Source organism: Falsiruegeria mediterranea M17, from assembly GCF_900302455.1.
Taxonomy (GTDB): Bacteria; Pseudomonadota; Alphaproteobacteria; order Rhodobacterales; family Rhodobacteraceae; genus Falsiruegeria; species Falsiruegeria mediterranea.
On the sequence record NZ_ONZG01000023.1, the window covers coordinates 1 to 12,400 of the forward strand.

General features: G+C 54.3%; 10 protein-coding genes and 1 pseudogene. 9 read left to right on the forward strand and 2 right to left on the reverse strand.

The features are described 5' to 3' along the window. Window positions 1–72: 72 nt before the first annotated feature. Window positions 73–348 (reverse strand): hypothetical protein, encoded by a 276-nt coding sequence (locus tag TRM7615_RS25395; RefSeq protein WP_165821538.1) that lies wholly within the window; start codon window positions 346–348, stop codon window positions 73–75. A 1-nt stretch (window position 349) separates the two neighbouring features. Here TRM7615_RS25395 and TRM7615_RS24580 point away from each other — a divergent pair, with 1 nt between their 5' ends. The 6 genes and pseudogenes from TRM7615_RS24580 to TRM7615_RS24600 all read left to right on the forward strand — a co-directional run bounded on the left by TRM7615_RS24580 (window position 350) and on the right by TRM7615_RS24600 (window position 8,182). Next, entirely contained in the window at window positions 350–1,945 is a 1,596-nt protein-coding gene (locus TRM7615_RS24580) for an alkaline phosphatase family protein (protein WP_235824211.1), read from the forward strand. Between the two features lie 447 nt (window positions 1,946–2,392). After that, window positions 2,393–4,960 (forward strand): response regulator, encoded by a 2,568-nt coding sequence (locus TRM7615_RS24585; RefSeq protein WP_165821539.1) that lies wholly within the window; start codon window positions 2,393–2,395, stop codon window positions 4,958–4,960. A 664-nt stretch (window positions 4,961–5,624) separates the two neighbouring features. Continuing rightward, window positions 5,625–6,488, forward strand: coding sequence for a hypothetical protein (locus TRM7615_RS24590; RefSeq protein WP_108792625.1), 864 nt, complete (start codon window positions 5,625–5,627; stop codon window positions 6,486–6,488). A 139-nt stretch (window positions 6,489–6,627) separates the two neighbouring features. After that, window positions 6,628–6,879 (forward strand): helix-turn-helix transcriptional regulator, encoded by a 252-nt coding sequence (locus TRM7615_RS24595; protein WP_108792626.1) that lies wholly within the window; start codon window positions 6,628–6,630, stop codon window positions 6,877–6,879. Window position 6,880: 1 nt separating this feature from the next. After that, window positions 6,881–7,147: pseudogene (locus tag TRM7615_RS26190) on the forward strand (HipA N-terminal domain-containing protein); the annotation flags it as partial. Between the two features lie 138 nt (window positions 7,148–7,285). Beyond that, entirely contained in the window at window positions 7,286–8,182 is an 897-nt protein-coding gene (locus TRM7615_RS24600; protein WP_306417744.1) for a HipA domain-containing protein, read from the forward strand. A 73-nt stretch (window positions 8,183–8,255) separates the two neighbouring features. On the opposite strand, the gene TRM7615_RS24605 is transcribed toward TRM7615_RS24600, so the two are convergent. Continuing rightward, entirely contained in the window at window positions 8,256–9,665 is a 1,410-nt protein-coding gene (locus tag TRM7615_RS24605; protein ID WP_108792628.1) for a DUF6880 family protein, read from the reverse strand. Between the two features lie 498 nt (window positions 9,666–10,163). On the opposite strand from TRM7615_RS24605, the gene TRM7615_RS24610 reads away from it, so the two are divergent. The 3 genes from TRM7615_RS24610 (at window position 10,164) to TRM7615_RS24620 (ending at window position 12,183) form a co-directional block, all read left to right on the forward strand. Next, window positions 10,164–10,466: a helix-turn-helix domain-containing protein gene (locus tag TRM7615_RS24610; protein ID WP_108792629.1), complete on the forward strand. Its 303-nt coding sequence runs from the start codon at window positions 10,164–10,166 to the stop codon at window positions 10,464–10,466. Next, window positions 10,459–11,679 (forward strand): type II toxin-antitoxin system HipA family toxin, encoded by a 1,221-nt coding sequence (locus TRM7615_RS24615; RefSeq protein ID WP_108792630.1) that lies wholly within the window; start codon window positions 10,459–10,461, stop codon window positions 11,677–11,679. Before TRM7615_RS24610 ends, TRM7615_RS24615 begins: the two co-directional genes overlap by 8 nt. Before the next feature lie 306 nt (window positions 11,680–11,985). Further along, window positions 11,986–12,183, forward strand: a complete 198-nt coding sequence (locus TRM7615_RS24620) for a hypothetical protein (protein ID WP_035262952.1) — start codon at window positions 11,986–11,988, stop codon at window positions 12,181–12,183. The last annotated feature ends 217 nt before the right edge of the window (window positions 12,184–12,400 follow it).

Consider the following 12,400-nt stretch of genomic DNA (forward strand, 5'->3'; position numbering starts at 1 on the left):
GCCATCGCCCAAAACCTCCGGAAACTAGCAAAACTCAAGCCAATGGTGACAACCACCGGCTGACAACAAGCCTCAGCATCGGTCGTTCAATAAAATCAGCGCAGTAGCTAAACGCGCAACGCCAAAAACCAACGACTTTTTCAACGAAATCAGCCCAAATTTGCCGTTGAGATTGCTTTTTTTGACTAAGGTTGTTTCAAGGTGAAGAATAACTGCATACTCCGGTTTGACACTCTTTGTAAAAACAGGATTCCTAATGCACTTTCTGCCAAAAACTATAGGCTTGGTGATATGCGCTTTGGGCGCAATGCCGATGGCTGCCACAGCCCAGAGCCAACCAAAACTCATCGTGCAAATCACTGTTGATCAGTTGCGCGGCGACATGCCGACCAGACATCTCAAGCAGTTCGGAGAGGGTGGTTTCCGCTACCTTCTGGAAGAAGGCATCCACTACAACAACGCCCACCATACACATGCCAACACAGAAACGATTGTAGGGCATACGACGCTTGCAACCGGAGCCAACCCGGCAGCGCACGGCATGATCGGCAATCTTTGGTATGACCGCGAAGCTGGCCGTACCGTCTACAACATTGAAGACCCGGACTATTCTCTCCTGACGAGTGGTGCGGATGTTGACGATGCGACTGAAATCGACCCCACGCAGCGTGCGGCGACGAGTGATGGCCGTTCGCCACTTACAATTCTGACCTCGACCTTTGGTGACGAACTAGCCGTTAACACAGCCGGTCGCGCAAAAGTTTTCGGCGTCTCGATCAAGGATCGGGGTGCGGTTGCGATGGCCGGACACGCAGGCAAGGCCTTCTGGTTTTCAAAAGCCGCTGGACAGTTCGTGACAAGCAATTACTACTACGACCGTTATCCCGAATGGGTAGAGGCTTGGAACGACAAAGGTTTGCCACAAAGCTTTAGCGGGCAGTCGTGGGAATTGCTGAACCCCATAGACACCTATCTCTTCGCCAACGAAAAAGGATACAAGCCCGATTTCGCCGGATTTGGGAGCACGTTTCCCCATCCTCTGGGCGAAGCAGAAAGCGGATACTACACGACGTTCCTGACGCTTAGCCCGTTTGGCGACAAGATGACGGCAGATTTTGCCAAGACTTTGATTGATGCTGAAGGTTTGGGTGATGACAATGTGACCGATTTTCTCGCCGTTAGCTTTTCCGTAACTGACTACGTCGGCCATCTCTTTGGTCCCTCAAGTCTTGAGGCCGAAGACAACCTGCTACAGCTTGACCGGACGCTGGCTGATCTCTTTGCCTATATCGATGCCGAGGTTGGTCTTGAAAATACCCTGATTGTCTTGTCCTCCGACCACGGTGCTCCAGAAGCACCCGGCTATCTTGCCTCTATCGGGATGCCGGGTGGCTATGTCACGCCAGACAACTGGGACACGGCACCCGCCGTTGCGCGGATCAAAGAGCGTTTCGGCATACCCGGTGCATTGTTTGAAGGCTATGACCACCCCTATCTGACCTTGGCCGCAGAGGTTCGCAACAATCCTGACATCGACCGCGTCGCGCTTGAAACTATGATTTCGGATGAACTGGTGGCCTTTGAAGGTGTCGCCTATGCGATCCCCAGTTCGCGCCTTCGCGAGGGATCACTGCCGGACAATGCTTTGATGCAGGCGGTCTTGAATAACTACCACCCCGGCCGGTCGGGGGATATCTACCTTGTTTTCCAACCGGAATGGTTCATCAACGATATGGACGGGTTGTCAGTGACGGTGACCCACGGCTCACCTTGGCGCTACGATACGTTTGTGCCGATCCTATTTGCTGGACAGGGCATCGCGCCACAGAAAGTGTCGCGCCGCGTTCATACGATTGACGTGGCTTTGACCCTTTCGATTGTCGCAGGCACCCGCCCCCCTTCCGGTGCGACAGGCGAGGTGCTGCTTGAAGTGCTGGGGCAGTAGAGGTTGTTAAAACCGGATTGCAGCGGTGACTGCGATTGCGATTTCTTGGGCGGCAGGTTTGTCCGCATTGCAGCCATCGGTGCAAACTGTGGCGAACGGCCGGAACGAGCCCATGATGACGAATGCCGCGCAGTGAATGAACTGGCGCAAACCGCGATATGCAGACGTGAGTCGCAAACGACAGTACACAAATCAAACACACGTGCTGAACCAGAATTTTTCGGTCCCACCTTCCGACCGTTGAAGTCCGATTTGGATAAAATCTTTCATATCCCAATCAAACGACTATCGTGCATATACGAAAGCATATGCGGGATAATCTTTATTTCCCCTAATGCACCTGTTCTGACGGTCTAACCTACGTTGCGTTGGAGGAACAGTGTAGTGTCGAATGTGATGGAGTGCTTATCACGCGCTTTTCGAAATACTCAGAAAGTGCGCGTCCACATGTTTCTGGGCATGGTGGTTATATTGCTATTAGCCATCAGCGTGTTTTCGCAGAACAGTTACAAAGTGGCTCTTCAGCGCGAGCTGGACAAGGTGGAGCAATCGCATGTTGTCATTGCTGAGAACCTTGCATCGACGCTGGATCGATACGCGATCGACGTCAAAGCCACTTTCGACTTTGTGGTGGCCAACTATGACCAACACTACGCTCAGGGCTCGATTGATGAACTGCTTGGGTCATACGATTTTCGGTCGGTGGCGGTTATTAGTCCCGACAATCACGTTATGAACGTGTTGTACGATCGAGAGTTTGAAGCGCCACGCGAGGCGGCCTTGGCCAGCCTTCGCGCAAATGCAGCAACCGACAAGTCCACGTTTTCGGGCGTCCAGCGATCGCCGTCTGGACCAGTTATCTACATCACGCGCTTATTTGCTTCCGGAACGCTTCTGGTAGGGGTGATCGACACGAGTTTCCTGATTTCACAGCAGCTTGACATCGCCTTTGGCGATCGTGGTCACGCCATGATTGTAGATCACGAGGGCCGTGTCTTGGCGCATCCGAAAAAGGAGTGGGTTGAAACGTCCAAAGACGTGGCCGGGCTTGAAGTGGTGCAACGCATGACATCTGGTCAAACCGGAGTAATGCAGTTCTACGCACCTCCGTTGAAGGCTGACGTGATTGCCGGCTACACTTCTGTTCCGTCCACAGGTTGGGGGGCAATGGTTCCACAGCCTATTTCTGAGCTTGAAGAAGCAGCGAGCGCTGAAGCGAACAAACTCCTTGGCACACTTTTAGTGCTTTTTTTGATTGCCGCGTTGGCGAGTTGGGTCTTGTCGGGTCTGATTGCGCGCCCCATTCACAAGTTATCGGAGGTGGTCAAGAAAGTCCGATGTGGAGACCTTACGGCGCGCGTCCCCGACTTTAATTTCCTGACGCCGACTGAACTCGTTTCTCTAAGGTTCGTTTTCAACGGCTTGTTGGACAACTGGGCAGAAAACAGAGCGCTGCTGGAGCGTTCACTGGAAGCAGCCAAAGAAGCCAATATGCACAAGTCCAATGCTATCTCGGTGCTCAGTCACGAGATGCGGACGCCGTTGAATGGAGTCGTTGGTGCTGTGGGCCTTCTCGAACGGACTGAGTTGACCAACTCGCAAAAAAAATATCTTGGCTTCGTGAGCACGTCAACTCACACTCTGCTCAAGCACGTTAACGACGTTCTGGAAGTGAGCAGGCTGGAAAGCTGCAACGTCAAGCTTCAAAAGGACTGTGTTAATCTGTCGGATATGATGAAAGCAATTGTAGAGGAAAACTCTGCACAGGCAGAGCGCGCTGGCAGTCAGATCACTCTCATGTTCGAACCAGGTATGCCGCTTGACGTTGAGACTGATCCGCGGTTGCTCAGGACAATTGCTGCAAACCTCGTTGGCAACGCTGTAAAATTTGCAGCAGGCGCAAAAATCGACATCCTGTTGGAGTTTGATCCTGAAGGTATACTCGAGTTTGTGGTGAAAGATAACGGCCCGGGGATACGGTCATGTGATATTGAAAGTGTCTTTGAGCCATTCACAGTGCTCGACGCATCATACGGGCGTCATTCTGAAGGTACAGGTTTGGGATTGAGCATCGTGGCAACGTCTGTCAACGCGTTGGACGGTCAGATAGATCTAAAGAGTGAGGAAGGGGCTGGAAGCGAGTTCTGTGTTCGTATTCCAGTTGGGCTCGCGCCAGGTTCTGCCCGGTTCGACAATCGGGACTGTAACAAAGCGCGATCACTTAATGGTAATCGCGTTTCGACCGGCACGGCCGAACACAAGAAAGTTCTCGTTGTCGATGACAACGAAATAAATCGCCTGTTACTTACAGATATGCTCGAAGCGCTAGGACACTCAGTGTCTGAGGCCGAGGACGGGCGGGATGCGATTGACGTGGCCATGAATGAGCACTTTGACTTGATACTGATGGACATCAGCATGCCGCACATCGACGGTACCGAGGCCGCCAGATTGCTGCGTGACCGTCAAGGTCCTAACCAGCACACAAAAATCATTGCACAAACCGCACATGCCAGTCCGAAAGACCGGGACGAGATCTTTGCCGCCGGAATGCAGGGAATATTAACCAAGCCCATCTCGACCGAAGCGCTCCGGTTGGCGCTGACTGGTAAGATGACCAAGGAGTGCGCGGTCGGTTTCGACAACAAATCTTCGCGATCGGTGCTCGAATTGGAGCCCCTGAATGTGCTGGTTTCGGCAACTGGCCTTGAGCTCACTGGCAAAAGCCTGGATGAACTGTTTGACGAGGCCTCCTGCATCATCCAACTGTTTAAGACATGTGACCCTTCGTATTTTGAGGAAGAATGCGTGAGATCCCGTGTCCGCAACACCACTGGCGTTTGTGCCACTCTGGGAGCAAAGAACCTGCACACTAGTTTCTATAAAATCGAAGACTCTCTGAAGCGCGGCTCAATGGTTTCATCACGTAAACGGCTGCTTGATGCGGCAGAGCGAGCGCTTGAGGAAACACGCAATGCTTCGTCCAATTTGATTTACCAGTTAAAGCAGGCGTAACAAAAGGCCGATGGCGTGCTACACGCTGTTTCTCTTGAGGTGTACAGCCAGTGGGCTGAGGTCTCCGAGAGCATTTTTCTAGCGTCGCGCACCACATAATCCGGTCATTCATGAATGCGCAGCGAAAGAGCGTTTTGTCCGCATACCTGACTTTAGACTGACTCTCGCTCAACGGCAGCGATGCCGAGAAATCGCTTGAGAAGTCTGTGTCTTGGTTTCTTGTTTGCACTCTCATGAGAAGGCGGTCGCCTCGAATTTTTCGCCAATGCGCTTCCGTTGAGAATACTAGCCACATGCGTGGCTCAGCGCTCTTGTTTCAAATATCCGTGTTTGAAATTCGCGTATGTCTTCTAGATTTCGGCTAAGTGCTTGAAATGAAATGGAGGCGAGTACCGGAATCGAACCGGTGTACACGGATTTGCAATCCGGAAAATTTTGCTGATTTCAAAGGGAAAAATTGTAAACGGACTTGTTTCGTTCAGGGTCACTTTTCAAGAGGTTACAAGCCCCAAGTAAACGGTTTTTCACCGGCTTTTCCTCTGGTGAAAAGGCAAAGAAAAACCGCTGAGGGGGCGGCCACCCACCTCAACGGCATAGAAGAATATTTCTGTCTCCAATCATATGGCATTTCCGGTCTGACCTCAACCCAATTGGCGGTGAGATCATGAGCTGGCGTATCGCAAATGAATGCGCTGAGCGCCGCTTTGGCAGCGCCGCGCGCAAGCAGATCATCATGTTTCTGGCCGACAAGGCGAGCGATGACGGTTCGGGCATCTGGTGCTCCAAGGGGACGATCCAGCGCCACACAGAGCTTAGCGAGAGCACGGTGAAGCGCACCATCATCGACTTCCTGCGCGAAGGCATTCTGATCGAGACAGGGCGGCGGCAGTGCAAGAACGGCTATACGGTTATTTACCGCATCGTTCTGGAGCGCGTGGCCGCGCTGGAACCCACGGCCGAGCCCGACATCGACACGGGGGTCACTGTGAACCCCGTCCAGCCTGAACCCGGTACGGGGTCCACGGTGAACGGGGTACGGGGTTCACGGTGGACCCCAAACCATCCTAAAACCATCCATAAACCACCTACGCGCAGGCGCGAGGCGGCGGAGGAGGTTGAAGATCTTGAAGCTGAGAAGATCTTGGCGGCCTATCCCGAGGACAGGATCCGAGACCGGCGAACCAGTCTGCGCCTGATCTCAGGGGCCGTGAAGGCCGGGGTGGAGCCCGATGACCTGCTTCAGGCGGTGAAAGCCTATGCGAAGGAAAGCGAAGGCTACACACGCAGCAAGGTCTGTTTTTCGGACAACTGGTTCAAGATGCGCCGATGGGAGAAGGGACTGGCCCAGATCCAAGCCGACCGCGAGAAGGCGCGAGAGGCCGAAGCCAAAGGCCGCGCCAGCCTCGCCGAATGGATCCACGAGTGCCATCCTCTGTGCCGCCACATCACCAACCGGCAGATCGAGGATCTGATCGCGACAAAGCTGGTGACGCCTGAGCAAGTTCGAGCTGCAGGGCTGCAGCCGTGAGGACATTTGCGAAGTCTGTGAGACAGCTCGCAACGCTGTTGAGGTCTATGATGCTCAGATCATACTGCGCGCTTATGATTTTGAGATCATATTGACAATTTATGATCCATGGGTCATATGCAGTGGCAGGAGAACCGCCATGAAGAACCTCGTTCGTACATCAAAAAACTTGGGCCACGCAATTCGCGAAGCTCGGAAGGCAAAGAAACTGACCCAGAAGGAACTCGCCTCGATGAGCGGTGTCTGGCAGGAGACGATCTCCAAAATCGAGAACGGCAGTGGGGGCACCAAGCTGGAAACGGTATTTGATTTGATCGCGGCCTTGGAGCTCGAAATTACGGTGGCCGAGCGCAGCAAAGGCACATCAGACGGGCTAGAGGACATTTTCTGACATGGGCCGCAAGCGCAGCTACATACCGCTGAACGTTTTCCTGAACGCGCGGCTCGTGGGTCAATTGGTGCGTGAGCCCTCGGGCGGCGTCAGTTTCGCCTATGCACGAGACTGGCTCGAATGGGAGCACCGGATGCCCGTGTCTTTGTCGTTGCCATTGCAGGAGAACCGGTACAGCGGCGCGCCTGTGATGGCCGTCTTTGACAACCTGTTGCCTGACAGTGACCTCATCCGCCGAAGGGTCGCGGAACGCGTGGGGGCCGAGGGCGTAGATGCCTTCAGCTTGCTGTCACAAATTGGACGCGACTGTGTTGGAGCGCTTCAGTTTCTACCCGATGGGCAAGAGCCACAACCGATGTCTGAGTTGACTGGGGAACCTGTTGACGAGGCTCAGATCGGAGCAATCTTGAGCGACCTCGATCTCGCGCCTCTAGGTATTCGCCGCGAGAATGACTTCCGAATTTCTGTAGCTGGCGCACAGGAAAAAACGGCCCTTCTTCGCAAAGACGGCCAGTGGATTGAGCCAACCGGCACAACGCCAACCACACACATCATCAAGCCCCAAATCGGCAGACTGCCCAATGGCATGGATTTGTCTGACAGCGTTGAGAATGAATACTTATGCCTCAAGCTGATGGAAGCGTTTGGGCTTAGAGCTGCGAATGTCGAAATGGCTCAGTTTGGCGACAAGAAAGCCTTGGTGGTTGAGCGTTTTGACCGGCGCTGGACGTCAGATGGCCGCTTGATCCGTTTGCCTCAGGAAGATTGCTGTCAGGCATTGTCCGTTGTGCCTACCCAGAAGTACCAGAACGAGGGCGGCCCAGGAATCTCAGATATCATGGAACTCTTGTTGGGGAGTGATGATCCCAACAAAGATCGGTACGATTTTTTCAAAGCGAATGTCCTGTTCTGGCTGCTGGGTGCGACAGACGGCCATGGTAAGAACTTCAGCGTCAGTCTTTTGCCCGGCGGCCGTTTTCACATGACGCCACTGTACGACGTTTTGACGGTGCAACCGACCGTCGACGCCCGGCAGATCGAGCGGAAATACTTCAAACTGGCCATGAACTTCGGCAACTCGAACCACTACAAGGTTTCGAATATCGTGGGCCGCCACATCGTGGAGACCGGCGTGCAATCCGGCTTGTCCCGCGCAGTCGTGCAGGGCCTGTTCGAAGAACTACAGGAGACCTCGCACGCGATCGTTGAGGCCACGTTCAATCGGCTTCCGGATGGTTTCCCGGAGGCGTTGCTTGCTTCGATCGACGGCGCGCTGAAGGCGAGGTTGCACCTATTGAGCTGATGCTTCACGGCATGGCTGCGCCCAAAAATTCGGCGCAAACCATGATCAAAACGCCTTGGATGCGGCTCCCCATCTACCCAATTCGCCCCCAAAAACCAGATTTTCTGCCATGGTTTTTTCGAAGCTCAGCCATATAAGATCCATGTTCCATGACGCCTTCCGGAAGGAAGGGATCAGCAGCCTTGGCCAGCAGGGCAAGTTTTGCCAAATACTTCGCCCCATGCCCATATGCCTTGGATCGCGCCGCCTTGAGGATATCGTCCAGAAGCGCGCGATAAAGGATCGTTGCCGCCGCCTGATGCTCATGTTCCAGCGTTTCTGCAGTTTTGGGCAAGCTGTGCCAGAGGCCTCCATCCCAGTGAGCGTGATGCTGAAGGATGACCTGTGCGGCGAGGTCAAGGCGTGGCCAATCGAGATAAAACCGCAAAGCTAATTCCGGAACCTGATGAGACAGGCCATACTGCAAAGCGTTTGTCTCGGCTTCAATGTCATCAAAGTCAGGTAAGTTTTTCAGATAATCGCGCAGGATGTCGGCTGATAATCGGCTCTCAAAGCACTGCCAGCGCAGTGCTTGAGCTGCTGATTTGTCACCCAATGCTTCCAAAATAGACGCTTCGATTTGGACTCTTTGGGGGGACAGCGCGTCATCCTGTCCTTTGACGCGTGATCCAGGTTTGCGCACCCATTCCAGAGCTTCATCGGCGCGACCAGCAGCCAGCAAACGCACAGCCATACCCTGAACATCCTGCATATGTGGCTTTTTGGCGCTTTCTAGGGTAATCATCAGGTCAATATCACCGCGTGCCTCAGCAATTGATTGGCGCATTTCTGACCACTGAGAGGTCATGGAATAATGCCAGCGATCCGTCGACAGCTTGGCTTCTTCAAGTTTGCGCTTTGCAATTGCTGCGTCGAGGTCAGCATCCCATTGCGCCAGCGTAGATTGCGGCAGATGTGGCGCGATGGCCTTGGTCAGATCAGCCAGATAGCCGTGCGTGGTTTCGCCAAGGCGTGCCATAATTCTATCAGGCAGCAATGCAGCCTCATGGGCGCTCAGCTGTGCCGTCAATTTTCCAGCGCTTATGATAGCCAGATAGTAGACATCCTGAACATGGCCTGATGAGTCATCGACCCGTTCGAACACGCGCTCATGTGTGGCAATGAACCGTATCAAACGGTCCATCGCCATATCCGGAGCGGCCGGTGCAAGCTCGGCCTCGATTGTGTCGGTCAGGCTTTGCAGATCATCGCGAAAGGCGCGGGCTTTGTCCCATTCAATGAAGCTTTTGGCGCGTTCCAGACCCGAAAGCCGTCGGTCGATAAGCTTCGCAATGCCTTCCGGCCCGGATTTCGCGGCGAGTGCCGCTTTGACCTGACGGCGAAAGCCAGCGTTGCGCTCGGCCTCATCCAGCACCAGTTGGGCAAGTTTTTGAGCGGGCAACTCGGACAGTTTTTCGATGGAAAGAGAGGGCTTTCGAGCCATGGATCAGGTCACTTCATTTTGCGAGCTAACCGGCCCTTCTAGGCGCGTGTAGGGTGCGGTTATTCTCAGAATAATTCGCGTCAATTGGTAGCTTCTAATTGAGAATTTCGTAAGCAGGTTTTCCATGGTGAACGCCGTATGGGGTCTGAAGACTGTTAAAACGATCTCTTTCAACAAGCCTTGCTTCCAGATCGGTGTCACGTTTGTGGCTCGGCAGCGGATAAATCTCATGCTTGGCGAACTTAAGTGATCTCACGCCGTTTCCGTTCAGTTCGAGTGCACGCATTGCATTTGTGTGGCTATGTAAGCCTGCAGGTGCAATTGGGTGATCGGGCTGTGTTTCGTTTTGGTAACCTTAATGCGCCCAATGTTATCTTGAGATAACATAAGATGTGACCTGAGCGGGGGTGCTGGATCGTCGAGCTAAACGGAGGAAATTGACATTAATGATATCTCAGCGTAACATTTAGGCACTTAGTGTCGCTTGGAGGTATCATTATGGCAGTTTCGATCAAAATACCCAGGGCGGCCCGTAAGGAGCTCGTGGCACTTGGGGAAAACATTCGTGTTGCGCGACTGCGCCGCAAGTTGACCGCTGAGATTGTTGCGCAGCGCGCTGGCACAACACGGCAGACAATTGCCAAGATCGAAAGCGGGAACCCCGCAGTTAAGATCGGCACTTACGTGGCCGTGTTACAGGCGCTTGGCCTCTTGAAAGGTTGGGGGGATATCGATGATCCGGTTGGCGAGCAGATGGCACTGGATGACCTCCCGCAACGTGCGAGACTGAAAAATGGTTGAGGTCTGGATCGACTGGCAGGGGCTGAAACGGGTCGGCACGCTTCACCGCACAGCGGGGCGCGGCCGAGAGCGGGTGTCCTTCACCTATCATGAAGACTGGCTTGCCGACGAAAATGCCTTTGGGCTTTCGCCGGACATGCCTCTCGTTAAAGGGCAATTCGTGCCTGAGGCAGGGCAGGACATGCTTGCGCCGATTGGGGATTCTGCCCCTGATACCTGGGGGCGAACGGTGATGCGGCGTTTTGAGGGGCGCATGGCAGAGGCCGAGGGACGACGCTCGAGAACACTGCAAGAAACCGACTACCTGCTTGGGGTGAATGATGAGACCCGTTTGGGTGCGCTGCGCTTCAGGGTTGATGGCGAGTTTCAAGCGCGTGAGGGCATCGGGGTGCCTGCGCTGGTGAGCCTCGGGGATTTGCTTCATGCGTCTCAGCGCGTTCTGCGCGGGGAAGAGACCGCAGAGGACCTCAAAATGCTGTTTGCACCGGGAAGTTCTCTGGGCGGCGCTCGGCCAAAGGCCAGCATCCTTGACCAGCACGGCCGCCTGTCTGTCGCCAAGTTCCCGAAAGAGACCGACACCTATTGCGTGGAACGCTGGGAGGCCATAGCGCTGGAGCTGGCAAGGCGCGCTGGAATTACGGTCTCGGATCACACGCTTGAGATGGCTGGCGACAAGCCTGTTTTCCTGTCCCATCGGTTTGACCGGAACGAGGACGGCAGGATCCCGTTCATCTCAGCTATGGCGATGCTGGGCGGCAAGGATGGCGAAAGCTACAGCTATTTGGACCTGGCAGATATCATCACTTCAGAAAGCGTAACGCCGGACCAAGACCGCGAGGAACTCTACCGGCGGGTTGCCTTTTCCATTCTCGTGACGAACCTCGATGACCATATGCGCAATCACGGGTTTCTGCGTGGGCGTGGCGGATGGCACCTCTCACCAGCCTACGACATCAACCCTGTGCCGAACCAACCGCGTGTGCTAAAGAGCTATGTCGACGATGACAACCCGGATGCCAGTATCGCCCTGCACCGCGCGCAACATGACTCCTATCTTCTCGAACGCGGCGAGGCAGATCGCATCATTGCCGAGGTGGCCGAAGCGACTATTGCTTGGCGTGATGTTGCCCGTGCCTTGGGGGCTCCGGAGCGAGAGATCAGGGAGATGGCAACAGCCTTCGAGCACGAGGAAGCGGATCTAGCGCGCGCGTGACCTGAGGCCGCTGTTGAATTTGATTGACGAAAGCCGTTTGACTGCAGCGGGATTTTGAGGTCCTTGGCCATTCTGATGCGTTACGACGTGGCAGTCGATTTTGGAGTGCCGAACTCAGATCCTCAACGCCGTGTTTCTGATTGCTGAACATAAGCGGGCAGCCGTAGCAGGCGCGGTGCAAGCCCCGCTTCAACAAGAAAATTCCCCTGCGCCAGCGCATTCCTCGCGAGACAAGTTTCTCGCTGACAGCCCCTTGGTGCCAGCTTTGGTCATGTTCATCGAAACACTCAAAGTGAGGATCAAAAGATGGCTACTCAAACTCTGAAACTGAACGTCAAATCCGGCGAAAAAGACGGCAAGAACTTCTGGGACCGCTGCGGCGTCCTCTTCGTGAACACCGACGACAGCGGCAACATCACGTCGATCAATGTCAAACACAGCATGTTCCCCGATGTCGAAATGGTCGCCTTCCCGCGCCGCGATGAAGATCCGGTCACCGAGTGACCTTAGCGCCAGGGCGGGTTTCCCGCTCTGGCAATTGTCATGCAAATTTGACGATCATTCGATTCCGCGATCGAGAAAAGTTTTCCCGCCCGCGTCGGTGACGAAGTCCACCAAATAGAGGCCTCACTGTGTTGATATAGCTTGAAAATGCGCCCATCATCGCAATTTTTCCTTCGCGTGTCCCAAATGAGCATAGTAGATCATTGTTCCAGTGACA